A 21,152-nucleotide genomic window follows, 5' to 3' on the forward strand; every position below is an offset into this window, starting at 1 on the left:
CGGACGGCGGGGCGATGCGGGCGCGGACAGGCCCGGTGCACGGGGGCGTCCTCGCGGCGCGGCCTGGCCGCGACCGGCCGGGGGCTCCCGCCGATCCCGAAGACCCGACCGCGGCCCGCCGTCCCGGCCGGGGATGGGCTCCCTTGTGCGGAGCCGAGAGCGCGGGGCGGCGGGCGATATGGCGATGCGGGCCTGGATCGGCCCGGTGCCCGGTCCTCGCGACGCGACCGCGACCGGGGGAGGGGTGCCGCCGGATCCCTGGGGACTCGGCTGCCCGCTGCCCAAGTCCCGCTGCCACGTCCTGGTCCGGGCGGTCCCGGACTTGGTGCGGAGCCGAGGAGGTGCGGGCGCCGTGGGCCGGACCGGCCCGGTGCCTGTGGCCGTACCGAGCGCTGGGGCGGCTGGTTCGGGGAAGGTCAGGGAGCTCGCCACACGTTGTCGAAGGCGTCCTCCTCGATACGGCGGCGCTGGCGGACTGCCTCCAGTTCCGTCAGCGCGTCGCCGAGGGCGGCGAGGACCGTCACCACGGGCCCGTCGCCGCCACCGGTGAAGGCGGTGTCGGTGGCGAGCTCGTCGGCCTCAACGGTCCCGGCGGGGTCGGTCGTGACGTCGTCGGAGGCGGCGTCGTCCGTGGCCCCGGTGTCGTTCGCCCCGTTCCCCGACCGCTCCCCGATGCCCAGCGAGTTCGCCAGGCCCACCAGGACCGGCTCCTGGTCGGCCCAGCGCTCGTTGGCGTGGTGGCGTGAGGGCGAGTCGATCGCCGCCGGGGCCGGCTCGCTCCGCCGGCGCAGCCAGTGACGGCGTCCCGCGTCCGCCGTCGGCGTCTCCGCCTCGAGCGCGGCGACATAGGCCTCGGCCAGCCCGCGCCCCCGGCGCCACAGCCACTCCTCGATCGTCTCGTACGGCTGCTGCCGGACCAGCGCCGCCTCGGCCTCGTCCAGCAGGCGGTCCCCCGTGGCGCGCTCGGCGCCGGGTACGAGGCGGTCGCCCTCCAGGGTGAGGGCCCCGGCAGCCACGAGGTCGAGCACTTCCGCGCCGGCCAGGGCGAGCGACAGATCGCCCTGACCCAGGTCATGGCTGGAGGGGATGTTGAGGGTGACGATCAGCAGATCCTGCGGTGTGGTCATCTCGAGCTCCAGGTCACGGGCGTCGATACGGCCCCTCGGCTGCTGCGACCGGTGAGGTCCGGGACGGGCCCGCGGGCCTGTTCCGCCACCGGCACGGCTACCCGTATCTCCACGATGGGGCGCGGGAAGCCTATCCGCAGTACGGCGACCGGCTCGCGTGGCTGCCCGCAGCCGGTCGCCGCCCCGCCCCACGGCGACCGCCACCGCGGCGGGCGTCGTTCCTGGGAGGGAATTTCTCTCCCGGGACCGATGTCCGTTTCTGTACCTGTTCAGGTAGCTTCGAACATATGAAGGCCGCGCTCGTACAAAGGCTCCTACGCCTGCTGATCGTGCCTGTCGCCGCCGTGCTGGCGGTACTGGTGGCCGGTGCGCCGGGCGCGCACGCGGCCACCGATCTGTCCAAGGTCGCCGCGGCCCTGCGCGAGAGCCCGGTCTACGTGGACCCGGCCGCGTCCGGCCTGCTGTCCGCGTCGGACGCCGAAGCGCTCGCCGACAAGATCAGGGACGCCGACAAACCCGTCTTCGTGGCGGTCCTCCCGGACGGTTACCCCACGCAGAACCTCTTCCAGAACCTGCGTACCCAGACCGGCGTCACCGGTCTGTACGGCATCCGGCTCGGCGACGCCTTCGACGCCCGCGCCGACAGCCGCGTACTGAGCCGCTCGGCCGTGTCCAACCTGGTGACGTCCGTGCAGAGCGCGGGCGACGTCAAGGCGCAGCTGAACGACTTCGTCGACGGCGCCCTGCGCAACGTCGGCGGCGCGGCCCCGAGCAGTTGGGGCCAGAGCACCGGTGACGGCGTCCCGACCACCGGCCTGATCACCCTCGGCGCGGTGCTGGCCGCCGGCGGCGCGGGCGCCTACGGGCTCGTCCGCCGCAACCGCCGCCGCCAGGAGGAGGAGCGGCGGGCGGCGCTGGCAAAGCTGCGGGTGGTGGTCGACGAGGACATCACCGCCTTCGGCGAGGAACTGGACCGCCTGGACTTCCACCCCGGCGAACCCGGCGCCGACGACGCCATGCGCGCGGACTACGAACACGCGCTGGACGCCTACGAGAAGGCCAAGTCGCAGATGGCGGCGGCCGGCAGGCCCGAGGACGTACGGCCGGTCACGCAGTCCCTGGAGGACGGCCGCTTCGCGCTGGCGGCGCTCGCCGCCCGCCGCGAGGGGCGCCAACTCCCCGAACGCCGTCCGCCGTGCTTCTTCGATCCGCGCCACGGCCCCTCGGTCGCCGATGTCACCTGGACACCCGCGGAGGGCGCGACCCGCCAGGTGCCGGTCTGCGCGGCCGACCAGGCCCGCCTGTCCGACGGCCAGGACCCGATGATCCGCGAGGTCGACACGGCCTCCGGCCGCCGCCCGTACTGGGACGCGGGCCCGGCCTACGGCCCCTGGGCCGGCGGCTACTTCGGCGGCGGCATCCTTCCCGGCCTGCTCGTCGGCACCCTGCTCGGCAGCGCCATGGCCACCCCGTCCTACGCCGCCGACTACGGCTCCGGCTACGGCGACTTCGGCGGCTACCAGGGCGGCGAAGTCTCCGGCGCGGACTTCAACACGGACGACTTCAGCGGCGGCTTCGGCGGTTTCGGCGGCGGCGACTTCGGCGGGGGAGGGGACTTCGGAGGCGGGTTCTGAGGTCCGTACGCGGACACGGGACGGGCCCGGTGCCGATACGGCACCGGGCCCGAACGTCTGTGGAGCGCAGGGCGGTTGTCCGGCCTAGAGCGTGGCCGCCGCCGAGGCGATCGCCGAGGCGAAGGTGGAGACCTCGGTGTACACGCCGGGGGCGTTCGGGCGGGCGCAGCCGATGCCCCAGCTGGTTATGCCGACCTGGACCCAGGCGCCGGCCGCGTCACGGCGGAACATGGGGCCGCCGGAGTCGCCCTGGCAGGTGTCCACACCGCCCGCGGTGTACCCGGCGCAGATCTCCTCGTTGGCGATGAGGCCGCTGTAGCCGCTGTACGAACGGCAGGTGGCGTCACTGACGAACGGCACGTCCGCCTTGAGCAGGTAACGCTGCTGGGCGCCGCCCTCGCGGGCCGCACCCCAGCCGGCGATGGTGAAGGTGCCGGTGTTGTACTGCGCGGTGGTGGCGAGCTTCAGGGTAGGCAGGTTGATCGGCTGGGCGAGCTTGATGAGCGCCCAGTCCTTGCCGTTGCCGTTGTAGCCGGGGGCTCGGTGGACCTTGGTGGAGCGGACCTGGACCCGGCCGCTGGTGGACTGCAGGTCCACCACACCGGCGGTCGCGGTGATGCCGGTGTTGTTGCCGCTGGCGCCCACACAGTGCGCGGCGGTCAGCACGATCTGCTGGGAGTACAGCGCGCCGCCACAGCCCATCGACAGCCGGACCATGAACGGGAACTCGCCCTGCGCGGCACGGGTGCCGCCGACCACCGGCGAGGGGGCCGCCTGCGCGGCCGACACTGGCTGAAGGCTGACGACCGCGAGCGTGGCGGCGGCGGCGACCGCGCATCTCTTGAGGGCCTTGAGGAAAGTCTTCACCTTGACGCCTTCCGTGGGGGGTCCGGGGGAAACGGGAATGTCAGGCGCATGTCAATTCCCGTTGGAGGATTATGAGAACGCTGTGACCCCGCACACAAGCACCACAATCCGGCCAACCCGCGGTGGCTGACGGGCGCCCCTGCGCCCGTCCCGGCCGTCGGATCGGCGGGCTCACCGGTCGGGCAGCGCCAGCCACTCGTCCCACGTCGGATCCCGGCCCACGCACCGCGGCCGCTCGACGGGCCACCCCTCGGCGATCCACCGCGGCACGAACAGGTCCAGCGCCCGCTCCAGTCGGCCGCCGACCTCGCCGTCCACCACCCAGCGGGAGATCTCGGCGTCCGCCCCGGCCTTCTCCGGCGGATCGATGGAGACGCACCCGCGCGGCGCCGTCCCGTCCGCGTTCTCCACGGTGTGGGTGAAGGACTCGTGCGCGTCGATCTCGGCGGCGTGCCGCTCCAGGTCGGCCTGATTCGCCTCGTACGACATCGTGGCCGACGGGCCATCCCCTGGCCTTGCCGAACATCGACCACAGCCGCTCCCGTGACCCCGTCACGGCGGGTCAGTCGAGTGGCGCGTCGGCCCCGCTGATCGGCCGCAGGTGATGGCCGTCCCCTCGGGGATCGCGACGCGCGGGGGATGTACGAAGTCGGGTGGCAACCAGGTCATCGGCGCGGCATGCCTCAGCCTGGTCGGCATGCACCCGCCCCGGGTGGACGAGCCGGAACGACGAGCGCCCGCCCCCTCCTCGGGGGAGTGGAGGGCGGGCGCGCTCGGCAGACGTCAAGGGCGGGCGTCCCGCCGTCAGGCGTTCTTGATCGCCGAGATGTCGAAGTTGAGCTTGATCTTGTCGGAGACCAGGACGCCGCCCGTCTCCAGCGCGGCGTTCCAGGTCAGGCCCCACTCGGAGCGCAGGATCTCCGCCTTGCCCTCGAAGCCGACGCGGTCGTTGCCGAAGGGGTCCTTCGCGGTGCCGTTGAACTCCAGGTCGATCGTGATCGGCTTGGTGACACCGAGGATCGAGAGGTCACCGGTGATGCGGTAGTCGTCGCCACCGAGCGCCTCGGCCTTGGTGGAGCGGAACGTCATCGTCGGGAACTGCTCGGTCTGGAAGAAGTCGGCGCTCTTCAGGTGGCCGTCACGGTCGTCGCTGCCGGTGCTGATGCTGTCCATCTTGACGTCGAGGGTGGCCGTGGACCGCGACGGGTCGGAGCCGTCCAGGTGCAGCGCGCCGGTGAAGTCGAGGAACTTGCCCTTCACGTTCGTCACCATGGCGTGCCGGGCGACGAAGCCGATCGAGGTGTGCGAGGGGTCGATCGTGTAGTCGCCGGTCAGGGCGGCCAGCTCCGGGTTCACGCCGGTGGCCTTGGTTGTGGTGCCGCTGTTCCTGCTGCCGAAGATACCCATGATGTGCTCCTTGGGGACGGGGCTGTTGAATGTTCAACCATGCCAACGACAGTGACCGTAGACTTATTCCGTTCAATTTTCAACCTCATCGCCGGAGTGTCGCGATAGGCTCACGTGTCACTCCACGGATGGCATCGGCCGGACATGAATCTTGCGTGGCTCACAGCTGGCCAGTTTGTGTGACCTCTACAACGCCGAGGCCCTCTGAGCAGTCGGAACGCGTACATGCCGCCTCGGTTCTGTTCAGGGGTACCAGGAAAACGACCCGGAGACTGTACGGAGTCGACGGCTCGCTTTCCTTGCTCCTCTTCGTAAGGTCGCTACATGACCGTTTTGGATGAGGCGACGGGTGAGTCGACGAGCGAGCCGACCGGCGAGCCGACGGACGCTCGCGGGCGAGTGGCCGAACTGCACGAGATCCGCACGCAGGCGGTGGCCGGCCCCAGCGAGCGGGCGACCGAGGCACAGCACGCCAAGGGCAAGCTGACCGCCCGCGAGCGCATTGAGCTGCTGCTCGACCCGGACTCCTTCCGAGAGGTCGAGCAGCTGCGCCGGCACCGGGCGACCGGCTTCGGCCTGGAGACCAAGAAGCCGTACACCGACGGTGTCATCACCGGCTGGGGCACGGTGGAGGGCCGCACGGTCTTCGTCTACGCCCACGACTTCCGCATCTTCGGCGGTGCCCTCGGCGAGGCCCACGCGACGAAGATCCACAAGATCATGGACATGGCCATTGCGGCCGGTGCCCCGCTGGTCTCGCTCAACGACGGCGCCGGTGCCCGGATCCAGGAGGGTGTCAGCGCCCTCGCCGGCTACGGCGGCATCTTCCAGCGCAACACCAAGGCGTCCGGTGTCATCCCGCAGATCAGCGTCATGCTCGGCCCGTGCGCCGGCGGCGCGGCGTACTCGCCCGCCCTCACCGACTTCGTCTTCATGGTCCGCGAGACCTCGCAGATGTTCATCACCGGCCCCGACGTGGTCAAGGCGGTGACCGGCGAGGAGATCACCCAGAACGGCCTCGGCGGCGCCGATGTGCACGCCGAGACCTCCGGCGTCTGCCACTTCGCGTACGACGACGAGGAGACCTGCATCGCCGAGGTGCGCTACCTCCTCTCCCTGCTCCCGCAGAACAACCGGGAGAACCCGCCCCGGGTCGACTCCTCCGACGCCCCCGAGCGCCGCTCCGACGTCCTGCTGGACCTGGTCCCGGCGGACGGGAACCGGCCGTACGACATGACGAAGGTCATCGAGGAGATCGTCGACGACGGCGACTACCTGGAGGTCCACGAGCGCTGGGCGCGCAACATCATCTGCGCGCTGGCCCGGCTGGACGGCCAGGTCGTCGGCATCATCGCCAACCAGCCACAGGTGCTGGCGGGTGTCCTGGACATCGAGGCCAGCGAAAAAGCTGCACGCTTTGTCCAGATGTGTGACGCTTTTAACATCCCGATCGTCACTTTCCTGGACGTCCCCGGGTTCCTTCCCGGCGTCGACCAGGAGCACGGCGGAATCATCCGCCACGGGGCGAAGCTGCTGTACGCGTACTGCAACGCGACCGTGCCCCGTATCTCCCTGATCCTGCGCAAGGCGTACGGAGGTGCCTACATCGTCATGGACAGCCAGTCCATCGGTGCGGACCTCACCTACGCCTGGCCGACTAACGAGATCGCCGTGATGGGCGCGGAGGGTGCCGCCAACGTCATCTTCCGCCGCCAGATCGCCGACGCCGAGGACCCCGAGGTCATGCGGCAGAAGATGGTCAAGGAGTACAAGTCCGAGCTCATGCACCCGTACTACGCGGCCGAGCGCGGTCTCGTGGACGACGTCATCGACCCGGCGGAGACCCGCGAGGTACTGGTCCGGTCCCTGGCGATGCTGCACACCAAGCACGCCGACCTGCCCTCGCGCAAGCACGGCAACCCCCCGCAGTAACCCAGCGGACCCTCCGCGGCACCCTCGCGGAAACCTCATCCACGGAGACTGACTGCCATGAGCACCCCTGACATCCGCGTCGAGAAGGGCCACGCCGAGCCCGAGGAAGTCGCCGCCATCACGGCCATCCTCCTGGCCCGCGCCGCGGCCCACACGTCCACGGCGGCCCCGGCGCACAGCGGCCGCGCCAAGGCCGGCTGGCGCCGCCTGGAGCGCGAGCCCGGTTTCCGCGCCCCGCACAGCTGGCACGGCTAGGCAGCGCCGACCGGCCGGTTCCCACAGCGCCGGGAACCGGTTCCATGACGCCAAGAGGGGCCCCTCCGCATCGGAGGGGCCCCTCTTGGCGTCGTGACGGGGAAACCCGGGGCGAGTGCGCCCGTGCGAAGGGCCCCCTCCGATGCGGAGAGGGCCCTTCGGAGTCGTACGGCTGCTTACCGCAGGCGCGCCATGAGCGCGTGCTCGACCAGCGTGATCAGCGCCGACTTGGCGTCCGCGCGGTGCCGGGCGTCCGTCGTGATGATCGGGGTGTCAGGGCCGATCTGGAGCGCCTCACGCACCTCGTCGGGCTGGTACGGCTGCTGGCCGTCGAAGCCGTTGAGGGCGATGACGAACGGCAGACCCGAGTTCTCGAAGTAGTCGACCGCGGGGAAGCAGTCGGCCAGGCGGCGGGTGTCCACGAGGACGATCGCGCCGATGGCGCCGCGCACCAGGTCGTCCCACATGAACCAGAAACGGTCCTGGCCGGGGGTGCCGAACAGGTACAGGATCAGGTCCTGGTCCAGCGTGATGCGGCCGAAGTCCATGGCGACCGTGGTGGTCGTCTTGTCCCCGGTGTGGGTGAGGTCGTCGATGCCGGCCGAAGCTGACGTCATGACGGCCTCGGTACGCAGCGGGTTGATCTCCGAGACGGCCCCGACGAACGTGGTCTTGCCCACGCCGAAGCCACCCGCCACCACGATCTTCGCCGAGGTGGTGGAGCGGGAAGGACCGCCGCTAGAGCTTGCGAAGTCCACTGAGCACCCTTTCGAGCAGTGTCACGTCTGGCTGGCCGCCGGCGTTCTCGTCGCCGCCGGGCTGATGGATGGCGACCAGGCCCGCCTCCGCCAAGTCGGCGACGAGGATCCTGGCCACGCCGAGAGGGATCGTCAGCAAGGCCGAGATTTCGGCCACCGACTTGATCTCCCGGCAGAGGTTGCAGATCCGCTGATGCTCGGGCAACTGGCCCTGCATCTGGTGCGGCTGCGCGGTGGTGTGCACCAGTGCCTCGATGGCGAGCTGGTACCGCGGCCTGGTGCGGCCGCCCGTCATCGCGTACGGGCGCACCAGGGGATTGTTCGACGCCCCGGCGGGCGCCGGCTCAGGGGTGCGGCGTTGCGGCTGCACCGGCTGGATGCGCGGTGCGTTCGGCTGGTCGTACGGCGAGGGACCAGGGCCCTGTGGCGCGTACGGCTGCCGGTGGCTCGGTGTGGAGGGGAAGTTGTACCGGTTCCGGGAACCGTCGTTCTGCCCCTGGCCAGGGCCGTACGACCAGTTGCCCGATGATGAACCGCTTGGGGGTGTTGCCACTTTCTCCTCCTCCGACTGTGCCGGGCACCCATCGCTGCGGAGCCGCGTCCCGAAACCTTACGGCCACGGGACGCGAAATCGCACCGTCTGTCTCTTAGTTGAGAAGGCTTCCTTGGAGCTCCGCACGAAGATCCGGAGTCAGGACCGTGCCCGCGCGGTCCACCAGAAGCGCCATCTCGTACCCAATGAGGCCGATGTCCGCTTCAGGGTGCGCAAGAACCGCGAGGGAAGACCCGTCGGAAACGGACATGATGAAGAGGAATCCTCGCTCCATCTCCACAACTGTCTGATTCACGTGGCCGCCCTCGAAGATGCGCGAGGCGCCGGCGGTCAGTGAGGTCAGACCGGAGGCGACGGCCGCGAGCTGGTCGGCACGGTCGCGGGGGAAGCCTTCGGACATCGCCAGAAGGAGTCCGTCGGCGGAGACCACCACCGTGTGGGACACCCCAGGGGTGTTGTCCACGAAGTTGGTGATCAACCAGTTCAGGTTCTGTGCCGCCTGGCTCATCGGGCTCACACTAACGCTCCTGGTTGTAGGTGCTGTCAGGACCGAAGCCCTGGCCGTTCGTTTCACTTCCTGCGCTGCGTCCCCGCTGGACTCCCCGGCGCAGGTTGCTCAACCTGCCCCGGACGTCCTCGGGAGCGCGGGAGACCTGGGGGCCGCCCTGCGGGGTCGACTCCGCGGTGCCCTCGACCAGATTGGCCTTGGGTACCCGCCGCGGCAGGCCGGAGGAGGTGACCCCGCCCGCCTTGGGCTTGCGCAGCTGCGAGGCCTGCTGCCAGCGCTCGTCGTTGGCCGAGCGCCAGCTGTCGTCGGCGTCGCCGTCCGCCGAAGGGGCCGGTGTGTCCTGGTTCGCGGACCGGCCGGCCGCCTGGCCGCCACCGGTGGCTCCCCGGCGGGGAAGCCCGGCGTCGGTCAGCGCGTGCGGAGCGGAGTGGCCCGGCCCCGGACGCTCGAAGCCTACGCGGTCCCGCTCACCGGCGTCAGCGGCCTGCGTGGGTTCCGCTTCGGGAGCGTACTGGTTGCCGTAGCCGTTCTGGTAGCCGTCACGCTGTGGCCAGTCGCCCTGGTAGGACGGCTCTTCGAAGGCTGAGAAGGAGTCCGGGGAAGCGGCCGGTGCGGCCGAGGGCTTCGCCTGGACCGGCTCCGCATAACCCGGCTCCGGGTAGCCGCCGTTGGTCGGGAAACCATCGCTCTGCGGCATCCCGTTCGGCGCGAAATACTGCTCGTCGTACGACTGCTGCTGCTGGTTCTCGTACGACGTCTGCTCCTGGTACCCCGGCTGCTGACCGTAGGCCGCGGCCTGCTCGGGGTAGGCGTTCCCGCCGTTGTCGTAGGTCGCCTGGCCGGCTGCGCCGTCGTAGCCGCCGTCGCCGTAGCCCTGCCCCTCCTGCTCCGGGCCGCCGGCCTGGGCCTCCAGGGCCGCGCGGCGCTCCTCGCGCATCAGGGAGCGGCCCACCGGGTCCAGGTCGCGGATGTCGTCCGGGACCTCGGTGTAGCGGCTGTCGTCGAAGCCGAGCTCGGCGGCCGTGAGCATCGGCTGGCCGAAGTTCTCACCCTGGAACTGCTGCTCCGGGATGATCTGCGAGACGGTGAACTCGTCGCGGTCCGGGGCGTGTTCACCGCCACCGCCGTGGGTGATGGCGTCGGGGAGCATGACCAGCGAGGTGGTGCCCGCCTGCTCGCCCGAGGGGCGAAGCTGGACGCGGATGCCGTGCCGGTCGGACAGCCGGCCGACCACGAACAGACCCATGCGCTGGGAGATCGCGGCGTCCACGGTCGGCGGGTTGGCCAGCTTGTGGTTGATGTCCGCGAAGTCCTCGGCGGTCAGGCCGATGCCCTTGTCGTGGATCTCGATCATCACGCGGCCGTCGGGCAGCCGGGTCGCGGTGACACGGACCTTGGTCTGCGGGGAGGAGAACGTGGTGGCGTTCTCCAGCAGCTCGGCCAGCAGGTGCACGAGGTCGGTCACGGCACGGCCGTGGATCTCGGCCTCGGGCACACCGGATATCTCGATGCGCTCGTACTGCTCCACCTCGGAGGAGGCGGCGCGCACCACGTCGACCAGCGGGACCGGCTGGTCCCAGCGGCGGCCGGGCTCCTCGCCCGCGAGCACCAGGAGGTTCTCGCCGTTGCGGCGCATACGGGTGGCCAGGTGGTCCAGCCTGAAGAGGTTCTCCAGCTGGTCCGGGTCGGCCTCGTTGTTCTCCAGGTCGGTGATCAGGGTCAGCTGGCCCTCGATCAGCGACTGGTTGCGGCGCGAGAGGTTGGTGAAGATCGCGTTGATGTTGCCCCGGAGCAGAGCCTGCTCGGCGGCGAGCCGGACGGCCTCGCGGTGGACCTGGTCGAAGGCCCGGGCGACCTCGCCGATCTCGTCCGTGGAGGAGATCGGGATGGGCGAGACACGGGTGTCGACACGACCGGGGTCGGTGCGCGAGAGCTGGTCGACCAGCATCGGCAGCCGCTGCTCGGCGATGCCGAAGGCGGCGTTGCGCAGCTGGCGCATCGAGCGGCTCATCTGGCGGGCCACCATGCCGGCCAGGATGAACGCGGCGAGCAGGGCGATCACGACGATGGCGCCGGTGATGATCGCGTCCTGCTTGGCGCCGTCGGCGATGCTCGCGGCCTCGTTCACCGCGGTGTCGGCCATGTCCGACTCGATCTGCCGGTACGCGTCGTACTTGAGGGTGTTGACCGCCCACCAGTTCTCCGCGGTGATGCCCTGCTGGGCGAGCGCCTCGCGGGCGGCGGGGTCGGTGGTGGTCAGACCCGCCATGGCACCGACCATCACGGCCGGGTCCGACGGCGGCGGCTGGTAGTCCGGGTTCTTGGCCAGGGCTTCCTTGGCCTGCTGCTGGGCGTCCGCCTGGATCCGCTTCTTGGCGTCCTCCAGCTTCTGCGCGTCGGCCTCGGTGCCACCGCCGATGTACTCCTCGACGGCGATGCCCTCCAGGTAGGCGTACGAGGAGAGCGCCACGCGCTGCTTGGCCAGGTCCGCGTCCTTGGGACCCGGCTTGACCAGGATGTGCGTGCCGATGGACCGCTCCAACGACAGCGCGGCCTTGGTCAGCGAGATCGCGTAGACGGTACGGCCGTAGCTGGTGATGTTTCCGGTGCCCAGACCCAGCTCGTTGGCGAACTCCATCAGGGGGTGGGCGACCTCTACGTAGCCCTCCTCCGTCTTCACGCCGTCGAGCCGGGAGGTGTACGCGACCTGGCGCAGCTGCTGGAGCTTGGGCTCCGCCTCACGGAACAGGCTCAGCCGGCGCTCCAGGCCCGGCTTCTGTGGCATGTTCCGGGCGGCCTCGTCGAACGAGTCCGCGGCGGCGTCGGTCTTCTTGCGCGCCTGCGTGACCGTGGCCTGGTCGCGGCCCAGCAGCAGCGGGGCCGTGGTGAGGTCACGCTCGGTGTAGAGGGCGTCCGCGTAGGTCAGGGATGCCCGGACCAGACGCGCGGTGCTCTCCGCGTCCTCGGCCTCCTGCCAGGTGTCGATCGAGCTCTTCACCTGGAAGCCGCCCATGACCAGTCCGACCATCACGGGGATGAGCAGGATCGCGTTCAGCCGGGTCGCCACGCGCCAGTTGCGCGGGGAGAAACGGCCGCCGCTCGAAGCGGGCGCGGCCACCTGCTCCGAACCGGGCACAGCGGGGGCGGGCGCCGCTCCGCGCGGCGGCGGGGTGAAGTTGCCCCGGGCGGGCGGCTCGGGACCTTTGTTGCTTCGCCTCACTCGACCAACAACCTCTCGGCGGCGGGCACCTACGTCGTGCCGCAGTGTCTCAGAGCCCAGTTCGCCATCGACCACTGAGTACGTCTTTGACCTTTGGGCAGTCCAGGCATTCCAGCACGTCGACCTGCGCTCTTCCAAACATGGGAAAGGGCTGATTCGCGCTGACGCAAGCCCTAGATAAAACGGTCATAAAGAGCGAGCCCCGTCAAATGACGGGGCTTTCGTGCGCGCAGCGACACCACATGACCGCGACGCGTGGCGGGACTCCTCGATTCCTCTGCCGAAACGTTATGAACACCGAAGCCGACCGTGTCAAAGGCCACAGCCGGCTCCGCCGCCACGATGATGACGCCTACGGCAACTGCCGTACGGCGCAGATCATTTGAGTCGCTACTTCAGCCGCGCCATCAACGCGTGCTCCACCAGCGTGATCAGCGCGGACTTGGCGTCGGCCCGGTGCCGGGCGTCGGTGGTGATGATGGGGGTGTCCGGTCCGATCTGCAGTGCCTCGCGGACCTCCTCCGGAGCGTACGGCTGCTGACCGTCGAAGCCGTTGAGGGCGACGACGAACGGCAGGCCGCTGTTCTCGAAGTAGTCCACCGCCGGGAAGCAGTCCGCCAGCCGGCGGGTGTCCACGAGCACCACCGCGCCGATGGCGCCACGGACCAGGTCGTCCCACATGAACCAGAAGCGGTCCTGCCCCGGCGTACCGAAGAGGTACAGGATCAGGTCCTGGTCCAGCGTGATGCGGCCGAAGTCCATCGCCACCGTGGTGGTGGTCTTGTCCCCGGTGTGCGTGAGGTCGTCGATGCCCGCGCTCGCGGACGTCATGACGGCTTCGGTGCGCAGCGGGTTGATCTCCGAGACGGCGCCCACGAACGTGGTCTTGCCCACGCCGAAGCCGCCGGCCACCACGATCTTGGCAGAGGTGGTGGCACCTCTCGGTTCAGAGCTTGCGAAGGCCACTGAGCACCCTTTCGAGCAGTGTCACGTCGGGCGCACCGCCGTTGCTCTCGTCGCCGCCCGGCTGGTGGACGGCGACGAGTCCGGCCTCGGCGAGGTCCGCGACGAGGATGCGGGCCACCCCGAGCGGCATGGCGAGCAGCGCCGAGACCTCGGCGACCGACTTCACCTCGCGGCACAGGTGGCAGATGCGCTGGTGCTCCGGGAGCAGCCCCATGAGCGCTGCCGGGTCGGCCGTGGTGCTGATCAGCGCCTCGAGGGCGAGCTGGTAGCGCGGCCGGGTCCGGCCGCCGGTCATCGCGTACGGACGAACCAGCGGCTGGTCGCCCTCGTCCCCGTACGGATCTGTGTACGGATCATGAGAGGCGGTGGGCGGGGTCATGAATCCTCCGGGCGGGACAGCAAGTTGGTCAGTCGTGCCGTCTGACGGGGGCCGGTGGGGGGATTGTGTCGGCCGGACGGTGATTTGGTGAGACGGGTGGATCCGGGGGCGTTAGTGGAGCAGACTTCCTTGCAGTTCGGCGCGGAGGTCCGGCGTGAGCACTGCTCCCGCGCGGTCCACCAGCAGCGCCATCTCGTAGCCGACGAGGCCGATGTCGCACTCGGGGTGTGCGAGAACGGCGAGGGACGAGCCGTCAGAGACGGACATGAGGAAAAGGAATCCTCGCTCCATCTCCACGACGGTCTGTGCCACGTCGCCGCCTTCGAAGATCCGGGACGCCCCGGCTGTCAGCGAGGTGAGTCCCGACGCGACCGCCGCGAGTTGGTCGGCTCGGTCGCGCGGAAAACCCTCCGACATCGCCAGGAGGAGACCGTCGGCGGACACGACGACGGTGTGGGACACCCCGGGGGTGTTGTCCACGAAGTTGGTGATCAACCAGTTCAGGTTCTGTGCCGCCTGGCTCATCGGACTCAACTAACGCTCCTGCTGGTGAGTGGGGCTCTGGAAACTGCCCGTCTGGCCGGACCCGGCCTGACGGCCCTGTGCGATACCCCGACGGAGGTTGGTCAGCCGGCCGCGCACGTCCTGTGGGGCGCGCGAGACCTGCGGACCGCTCTGGTGCGGCTGCTGCTGTGCGGTGCCCGGGACGAGATTCGCCCGGGGTACGCGGCGCGGCAGACCGGAGGTGGTGACGCCGCCCGCAGCTGGCTGCCGCACACGCTCTGCCTGCCGGACGAGTTCGTCGTTCGGCGAGCTGCGCCATGCGGGGGCGGCGGGACGCTGGGGGGCCGGGGGACCCTGCTGCGCCTGCGGGGCCGGCGCGGAGCCGTTGCCCTGCGGACGCTGGGCCCGGACCGGCGGGGACTGCTGGCCGGCCTGGCCCTGCGGACCCGCCTGACCCTGGGGAGCCGGCTGGCCCTGCTGGCCGTGGAACCAGTTCGTCTCCAGCGTGTCGTACAGCGGCGTACGCCCGTCGCCGGGACCCGAGGCCGGTGGCAGTGCCTCCGGCTCCTGGCGGGCGTGCCGCTGCTGGGGACGCTGCGGGGCCGGCGGCCGCTGGCCACCGAAGTCACCCTGCGGACGCTCGAACTGGCCGGTGGCCGACGGGTTCTGGTGTCCGGGCAGCGAGTGCTGTCCCGTGGACGAGCCGTCGTACCCGGCGTACTGGCCGGTAGCCCCGTTGTCGTAGCCCGACGGAGCCGGGAACTGACCCGTGGACCCGTTGGCGTAGCCCTGCGGCGCGTATTGACCGTTCGCGCCGTTGTCCTGCCGCTGCTGCGGCGCCGGGTACTGACCGGTCGAGCCGTTGTCGTACGCCTGCGGTACGGCGAACTGGCCCGTGTTGGACGGGTTGTTCGGGTTGTTCTGGCCGCCCGGGTTGCCGAAGACGTCCGGGCGGACGAACTGCCCGCCGCTTTGCTGGTTGTTCGCGCCCTGGCGCGGGAAGTCCGCGGGGCCGCCCGGGTTCTGGCGGTCGTCCATGCGGGGAACCGCAGGGATCTCCGCGGTGGCGCCCGGGCCGTGCCGGTCGTCGATCCTCGGCATCGGGGCCGTCTGGGACGGGTCCCGCTGCTCGTCGTGACCGCGCGGGGTGTCGAGCGCGGCACGCGGCACCGGCGGCTGCGCGTTCTCGTCGCTCCAGCTCGGACGCTGCTGCTCGTTGCTGCCAGGCAGTTCGGCCCGTGCTCCGCCACGCGGCGGGAGCTGCGCCTGACGGCCACGCCGGCCGCGCTCGCCACCGGCGTTCCCGTTGCCGCGCTGCGGCCCCACGGGACCGCGGGTCTCCTGGCCCTGCGGGGGAACCGGCGCCTGGGCGTTGCCCGCACCGGCGCCGGGCCGGCCCTGCTGCGGGGCCGGGGGAGTCTGCGGTCCACGTGCCCCGCCCGGGGCACCGCCCGAGTCGCGGCCCGGCAGTGCGGCCCGCGGACCCTGTCCGGCACCGAGCCGGCCACCGCCGGACGCACCGGCGCCGAGAGCCCCGCCGCCCGGCGCACCCGCGGCCAGCGAGGAGCCGTTGCCACGGCGGGCCGCGGCCACACCGGCGGCGGCCTGCGCCGCGGCCGGTCCGCCCGGGCCACCGGGGCCGCCCTGACCGGGCTTGCCCTGCGGCTTGCGGCCGCCCTGGGCCACGTCGACCGGCAGCATGACCAGCGCGGTCGTACCACCGGAGTCGGACGGGCGCAGCTGGATGCGGATGCCGTGGCGCTGCGAGAGGCGGCCGACCACGAACAGACCCATGCGGCGGGAGACGGAGACGTCCACGGTGGGCGGCGAGGCGAGCCGCTCGTTGATCTGGGCGAGGTCCTCGGGGGAGAGGCCGATGCCGGTGTCGTGGATCTCGATCAGCACGCGGCCGTCGGGCAGCGCGTGACCGGTGACCTTGACCTTGGTCTGCGGCGAGGAGAACGAGGTCGCGTTCTCCAGCAGCTCGGCGAGCAGGTGCACGAGGTCGTTGACCACACGGCCGGCCACTTCGGTGGTCGGCACCGAGGCCAGCTCGATGCGCTCGTACTGCTCCACCTCGGACGCGGCGGCGCGGAGCACGTCGACCAGCGGGACCGGACGGGTCCAGCGGCGGCCGGGCTCCTCACCGGCGAGGACGAGGAGGTTCTCACCGTTCCGGCGCATACGGGTGGCGAGGTGGTCCAGCTTGAACAGCGAGGCCAGCTGGTCCGGGTCCGCCTCGCGGGACTCCAGCTCGGAGATCAGCGACAGCTGGCGCTGGATGAGACCCTGGGAGCGGCGCGAGAGGTTGGTGAACATCGCGTTGACGTTGCCCCGCAGCAGGGCCTGCTCGGCGGCGAGGCGGACCGCCTCGCGGTGCACGTCGTCGAAGGCGGTGGCCACACGGCCGATCTCGTCGCGGGAGTGCACACCGACCGACTCCACGGACGTGTCGACGTCCTGCGGGTCGGACTCGGACAGCTGCTTGACCAGCTCGGGCAGCCGCTCCTGGGCGACCTTGGTCGCGGTGTCCTCCAGGCGCCGCAGCGAGCGGATCATGGAGCGGGCCACCACGAAGGCACCCACCAGTGAGACGCCGAGCACGATCAGGACCAGCGCACCGGAGATGATCGCTTCGCGCTCCGACTCGCTGCGCAGCTCGCGCGCCTTCTGCTCCATGTCTTCCAGCAGCGTGCGCTCGATGTTCTTCATCTGCTGGATCTTGGTGGAGCTGTCGTCCAGCCAGTCCAGGTACGACCGCTTCTCCAGGCCCGCCAGGCCGTTCTCACGGCTGAGCGCGCGGCTGGCGTACTTGTCGGTGGCCTCGATGGTCGCGTTGCCCTGGTCGATGGGCTTGAGCAGCTCCTCGGCGCCGTCGCCGTAGATGCTGGAGAAGCTGCGCAGTTCGGAGACCTGGCTCTCCAGCCCCGACTCGGCGTACAGCCGGTCGTTCTCGGAGAGGTCACCGAAGGTCTTTTTGTTGGCGGGCAGGGCCGCCGCCAGGACCGCGCGCTGGATCGACGCGTACTCCTTGGCGGAGGAGAACGCGGACAGGGCGCGGGTGCGCTGGATCATGTCCGGGTTGCTGGTCGCCTCGGCCATGTCCTGCGAGAGGTCCAGCAGGTGCGTGATGAGGCGGTGGTAGGCCTCCACGGTCTGCGTGGAGTTGTCCTCGGCCTCGTAGGCGTTGTTGCGGATCTCGTTGAGGCTGTTCAGGTCGCGGGCGAGGCCGACGAGGCTGTCGCGCACACCCTGGAGGTTGCCGTCCTTGCTGGCGGAGTCGACCTCCTCGGACGCGGCGAGGAAGTTGTCCAGCGCCCGGTCCGTCTTGTCCTGGAAGCCCTTGACCGTGATCGCGCTCGCGGTCGAGCCGTGCGCCAGCGGGCCGGCGGACTGGTCGCGCTCCTCCTGGAGCGCGGCGGCCAGTTCGGTGGCCTGCTTGGTCATCTCGGTGAGCAGCTTCATGTTGTCGAGCTGCTCGATGTCGTCCATGGACTGGCTGATGCGCAGCGCGCCGAGCGAGGTGGCCGCGACCACCGGGAGCGTCAGCAGAGCCACCAGGCGGGTCGAGATGCGCCAGTTGCGCAGCGCTATTCGTGGCCCTGGACCCGTCGCGCCCTGCGGTGGCTTCACCGCCGGAGCGGACGCCGGTGAGCCCGTGGACGCCGAGGCGCCTGGGCGACCGGAGGCCGTGGACGCACCGGAGCGCCCGGAGCGCGGACCGCCGTCACCGGACGAGGCCGGGCCCTGGCCCTGGGCGTGCTGGGGCGAGGAACCGCGGTCGGTCCCGCCGTGCGGCTCCGGCTCCGCCGAAGCACTGCCATCCCTCTTGAAACGTCCCTGCACTAGCGTCGCAACCTCTGGACCAGGCGCCCCTCCGCGTGAACGGAAGGACGGTGTCGGCGTAGTCGGGAGCGCCCTGAATACGCACCCGGGTGGTCGTGAGTGACCGGCGCTGGATTCCCCCTCTCGCCGCTCACTCGTCAGGGGCGACGCTGATTCGCGCCCCCTGCGCGCCGGCTCGATCCTGCGGCGGTCCGTGGAATTCCAGCACAGTGCAGGATCTCCAACAAGGCCAGTTGGTCAGGCTGTGACCTCCGTGACACCACGTGAGGGTGACGTCACGACTTGTAGAGCGGGCTCCGCCTTATAGCGGACATACCCCAACGAGTCGTCGGAGCTCGCCGGGTGTCCCAGTCGCCATGATCAGGAGCGGAATGCGCGCTTCAGGGATCCAATGTCCGTTTCGTTGGTATGAGTTGCGAGCCGGAATTGACCGTTTTGGGCTCAGGTTCGTGAGGAAACTCACACCGAACTCGGGGACCCTTCCCGCCGTCGGCGGGGAAATCGGATGTTTAGCCTGACGCTTTACAAGAGACAACGTTCTGCCAACCGGCGCTTCCGGCGCCCCGCACACGACAGGGTCGAGTACAACCGTGAAGACGACGACGATGTTCCGCACGACTGCCAACCCGCGGCGTACCACCCTGGCGCACCTCGAGGGCACCGACGACCTGGAGCCCCTGGACCTCCCCGAGCACTCCGTCGACCTCCCCGCCCAGACGGCCAACCCCCGGCGCACGATCCTCATGGACGTCCCGGTCGGGGCCGCGGTGGCCGAGTAGCGCCGACCACCCCACCGGGCGCCCCGCACGGCAATTGCGCGGGGCGCCTGCCCTTTGCCGCGTTAGCCTGGAGCGATCAGACTCCACCCAGCTCAGGTAAGGGGCGCAAGGATCCCGTGCGCATCGCCAGGTTCTCCATCGACGGGAACGTCGCCTTCGGCGCGGTCGAGGGCGACAAGCCGGACGAGCTCGTTCTCGACATCATCAGGGGCATCCCGTTCGCGGACTTCGAGCTCTCCGGCACCAAGGTGCCGCTGAGCAAGGTACGGCTGCTGCCGCCGGTCCTGCCCAACAAGGTCGTCGCCTTCGGCCGCAACTACGCCGAGCACGCGCGTGAACTCGGCAACGACGTGCCCGACGCGCCGTTCGCCTTCTTCAAGCCGTCCACCTCGGTGATCGGCTCCGGGGACGAGATCCAGTACCCCTCCTTCTCCGAGGAACTCCACCACGAGGCCGAGCTGGCCGTCGTCATCGGCCGCCTGTGCCGCGAAGTCCCGCGCGAGCGCGTCAGGGAAGTCATCCTCGGCTACACCTGCGCCAACGACGTCACCGCCCGTGACGTCCAGCGGCGCGAGAAGCAGTGGGCCCGGGCCAAGGGCTTCGACACCGCCTGCCCGCTCGGCCCCTGGGTGGAGACCGACCTGGAACCGGGCGACCTGACCATCCAGCTGACCGTCAACGGGCAGCAGCGCCAGCTCGGCCGCACGAGCGAGATGATCCACCCGATCGAGGATCTGATCGTCAACATCTCCGAGGCCATGACGCTGCTCCCCGGCGACGTGATCCTCACGGGCACCCCCGCGGGGGTCGGCCCCCTCGCTGTCGGCGACGAGGTCTCCGTCAGCATCGAAGGCATCGGCACTCTCACCAACAAGGTTGTCAAGCGTGGCTAGCGCACCCGGCTCCCCCTCCCCCAAGTCCTCGACTCCGCTCGGACAGGGGGTACCCCCACGCGTCCGTTTCTGCCCCTCGCCCACCGGTAACCCGCACGTGGGCCTGGTCCGCACCGCCCTGTTCAACTGGGCGTTCGCCCGGCACCACGGCGGCACCCTGGTCTTCCGCATCGAGGACACCGACGCGGCCCGCGACTCCGAGGAGTCCTACGAGCAGCTGCTCGACGCGATGCGCTGGCTCGGCTTCGACTGGGACGAGGGCCCCGAGATCGGCGGCCCGCACGCGCCGTACCGCCAGTCGCAGCGCATGGACCTGTACCAGGACGTCGCCCACAAGCTCCTCGACGGTGGCTACGCCTACCACTGCTACTGCTCCCAGGAGGAGCTCGACAGCCGCCGCGAGGCAGCCCGCGCCGCCGGCAAGCCGTCCGGCTACGACGGCCACTGCCGCGAGCTGACCCCGGCGCAGGTCGAGGAGTACAAGGCCCAGGGCCGCGCGCCCATCGTCCGCTTCCGGATGCCCGACGAGGTGATCACCTTCACCGACCTGGTCCGCGGCGAGCTGACCTTCACCCCGGAGAACGTCCCGGACTACGGCATCGTCCGCGCCAACGGCGCCCCGCTCTACACGCTGGTCAACCCGGTCGACGACGCCCTGATGGAGATCACCCACGTCCTGCGCGGCGAGGACCTGCTCTCCTCCACCCCTCGGCAGATCGCCCTCTACAAGGCGCTGACCGAGCTGGGCATCGCCAAGCGCACCCCGGAGTTCGGCCATCTGCCGTACGTGATGGGCGAGGGCAACAAGAAGCTCTCCAAGCGTGACCCGCAGTCGTCGCTCAACCTCTACCGCGAGCGCGGCTTCCTCCCGGAGGGCCTTCTCAACTACCTCTCCCTCCTGGGCTGGTCGCTCTCCGCCGACCAGGACATCTTCACGACGGACGAGATGGTCGCGGCCTTCGAGGTCACGGACGTGAACCCCAACCCGGCCCGCTTCGACCTCAAGAAGTGCGAGGCGATCAACGGCGACCACATCCGGCTGCTGGACGTGAAGGACTTCACCGAGCGCTGCCGTCCGTGGCTGCAGGCCCCGTTCGCCCCGTGGGCCCCGGAGGCCTTCGACGAGCTGAAGTGGCAGGCCGTCGCGCCGCACGCGCAGACCCGCCTGAAGGTCCTGTCCGAGATCACCGACAACGTCGACTTCCTGTTCCTGCCGGAGCCGGTGTTCGACGAGGCCAGCTGGACCAAGGCCATGAAGGAGGGCTCCGACGCCCTGCTGCGCACCGCGCGCCAGAAACTGGACGCGGCCGAGTGGGCCGACCCGGAGTCGCTGAAGACGGCGGTCCTCGAGGCCGGCGAGGCCCACGGCCTCAAGCTCGGCAAGGCCCAGGCCCCGGTCCGCGTCGCCGTCACCGGCCGCACGGTCGGCCTGCCGCTCTTCGAGTCCCTGGAGATCCTCGGCAAGGACAAGACCCTGGCCCGCATCGACGCGGCGCTGGCGAAGCTCGCGGCGTAGCCCCCGCA

Annotated in this window: 17 protein-coding genes and 1 pseudogene; 6 read left to right on the forward strand and 12 right to left on the reverse strand. The window is 70.4% G+C overall.

The features are described from left to right. Positions 1-416 precede the first annotated feature (416 nt). Positions 417-1,127: a GPP34 family phosphoprotein gene (locus ACFV6X_RS07355; protein WP_385378973.1), complete on the reverse strand. Its 711-nt coding sequence runs from the start codon at positions 1,125-1,127 to the stop codon at positions 417-419. A 287-nt stretch (positions 1,128-1,414) separates the two neighbouring features. On the opposite strand from ACFV6X_RS07355, the gene ACFV6X_RS07360 reads away from it, so the two are divergent. Beyond that, entirely contained in the window at positions 1,415-2,761 is a 1,347-nt protein-coding gene (locus tag ACFV6X_RS07360) for a hypothetical protein (protein WP_385378976.1), read from the forward strand. 84 nt (positions 2,762-2,845) lie between these two features. On the opposite strand, the gene ACFV6X_RS07365 is transcribed toward ACFV6X_RS07360, so the two are convergent. The 3 genes and pseudogenes from ACFV6X_RS07365 to ACFV6X_RS07375 all read right to left on the reverse strand — a co-directional run bounded on the left by ACFV6X_RS07365 (position 2,846) and on the right by ACFV6X_RS07375 (position 5,035). Further along, on the reverse strand, positions 2,846-3,628 hold the full coding sequence (locus ACFV6X_RS07365; RefSeq protein ID WP_385378979.1) for a serine protease: 783 nt from the start codon (positions 3,626-3,628) through the stop codon (positions 2,846-2,848). A 171-nt stretch (positions 3,629-3,799) separates the two neighbouring features. Further along, positions 3,800-4,297 (reverse strand): annotated as a pseudogene (locus ACFV6X_RS07370) (N-acetyltransferase). 135 nt (positions 4,298-4,432) lie between these two features. Beyond that, a complete protein-coding gene (locus tag ACFV6X_RS07375) occupies positions 4,433-5,035 on the reverse strand; it encodes a YceI family protein (protein ID WP_385378981.1) in 603 nt (200 codons plus the stop codon). Between the two features lie 399 nt (positions 5,036-5,434). Here ACFV6X_RS07375 and ACFV6X_RS07380 point away from each other — a divergent pair, with 399 nt between their 5' ends. Beyond that, positions 5,435-6,967 (forward strand): acyl-CoA carboxylase subunit beta, encoded by a 1,533-nt coding sequence (locus tag ACFV6X_RS07380; RefSeq protein ID WP_385379302.1) that lies wholly within the window; start codon positions 5,435-5,437, stop codon positions 6,965-6,967. A gap of 57 nt (positions 6,968-7,024) precedes the next feature. Beyond that, complete coding sequence (locus tag ACFV6X_RS07385) at positions 7,025-7,222, forward strand: acyl-CoA carboxylase subunit epsilon (protein ID WP_385378984.1); 198 nt, start codon at positions 7,025-7,027, stop codon at positions 7,220-7,222. 176 nt (positions 7,223-7,398) lie between these two features. Here the strand turns inward: ACFV6X_RS07385 and ACFV6X_RS07390 are convergent, their stop codons facing one another. The 8 genes from ACFV6X_RS07390 to ACFV6X_RS07425 all read right to left on the reverse strand — a co-directional run bounded on the left by ACFV6X_RS07390 (position 7,399) and on the right by ACFV6X_RS07425 (position 17,956). Continuing rightward, positions 7,399-7,980 (reverse strand): ATP/GTP-binding protein, encoded by a 582-nt coding sequence (locus tag ACFV6X_RS07390; RefSeq protein WP_030216560.1) that lies wholly within the window; start codon positions 7,978-7,980, stop codon positions 7,399-7,401. After that, positions 7,961-8,533: a DUF742 domain-containing protein gene (locus ACFV6X_RS07395; protein WP_365450648.1), complete on the reverse strand. Its 573-nt coding sequence runs from the start codon at positions 8,531-8,533 to the stop codon at positions 7,961-7,963. The genes ACFV6X_RS07390 and ACFV6X_RS07395 overlap by 20 nt, the downstream gene beginning before the upstream one ends. A gap of 94 nt (positions 8,534-8,627) precedes the next feature. Next, a complete protein-coding gene (locus ACFV6X_RS07400; protein WP_054219305.1) occupies positions 8,628-9,041 on the reverse strand; it encodes a roadblock/LC7 domain-containing protein in 414 nt (137 codons plus the stop codon). Positions 9,042-9,051: 10 nt separating this feature from the next. Further along, positions 9,052-12,261 carry a nitrate- and nitrite sensing domain-containing protein gene (locus ACFV6X_RS07405; RefSeq protein WP_385378987.1) on the reverse strand — a complete coding sequence of 1,070 codons (3,210 nt, stop codon included), beginning with the start codon at positions 12,259-12,261 and terminating at the stop codon, positions 9,052-9,054. A gap of 390 nt (positions 12,262-12,651) precedes the next feature. Then, positions 12,652-13,227 (reverse strand): ATP/GTP-binding protein, encoded by a 576-nt coding sequence (locus ACFV6X_RS07410; RefSeq protein ID WP_218515851.1) that lies wholly within the window; start codon positions 13,225-13,227, stop codon positions 12,652-12,654. Then, a complete protein-coding gene (locus ACFV6X_RS07415; protein ID WP_385378991.1) occupies positions 13,208-13,606 on the reverse strand; it encodes a DUF742 domain-containing protein in 399 nt (132 codons plus the stop codon). Before ACFV6X_RS07415 ends, ACFV6X_RS07410 begins: the two co-directional genes overlap by 20 nt. A 111-nt stretch (positions 13,607-13,717) precedes the next feature. Next, the gene (locus tag ACFV6X_RS07420; protein ID WP_005479910.1) at positions 13,718-14,131 is read right to left on the reverse strand and encodes a roadblock/LC7 domain-containing protein; all 414 of its coding nucleotides are present in this window, start codon (positions 14,129-14,131) and stop codon (positions 13,718-13,720) included. Between the two features lie 9 nt (positions 14,132-14,140). After that, positions 14,141-17,956: a nitrate- and nitrite sensing domain-containing protein gene (locus ACFV6X_RS07425; RefSeq protein ID WP_385378995.1), complete on the reverse strand. Its 3,816-nt coding sequence runs from the start codon at positions 17,954-17,956 to the stop codon at positions 14,141-14,143. Positions 17,957-18,546: 590 nt separating this feature from the next. Between ACFV6X_RS07425 and ACFV6X_RS07430 the strand changes: the two genes are divergently transcribed. The 3 genes from ACFV6X_RS07430 to gltX all read left to right on the forward strand — a co-directional run bounded on the left by ACFV6X_RS07430 (position 18,547) and on the right by gltX (position 21,144). After that, positions 18,547-18,735, forward strand: coding sequence for a hypothetical protein (locus tag ACFV6X_RS07430; protein WP_385378998.1), 189 nt, complete (start codon positions 18,547-18,549; stop codon positions 18,733-18,735). Positions 18,736-18,851: 116 nt separating this feature from the next. Next, positions 18,852-19,628 (forward strand): fumarylacetoacetate hydrolase family protein, encoded by a 777-nt coding sequence (locus ACFV6X_RS07435; RefSeq protein WP_385379001.1) that lies wholly within the window; start codon positions 18,852-18,854, stop codon positions 19,626-19,628. Then, positions 19,621-21,144 (forward strand): glutamate--tRNA ligase, encoded by a 1,524-nt coding sequence (gene gltX, locus ACFV6X_RS07440; RefSeq protein WP_385379004.1) that lies wholly within the window; start codon positions 19,621-19,623, stop codon positions 21,142-21,144. The genes ACFV6X_RS07435 and gltX overlap by 8 nt, the downstream gene beginning before the upstream one ends. Positions 21,145-21,152 lie beyond the last annotated feature (8 nt).

The sequence above is a fragment of the Streptomyces sp. NPDC059861 genome (assembly GCF_042731435.1).
In the GTDB taxonomy this organism is placed as follows: domain Bacteria; phylum Actinomycetota; class Actinomycetes; order Streptomycetales; family Streptomycetaceae; genus Streptomyces.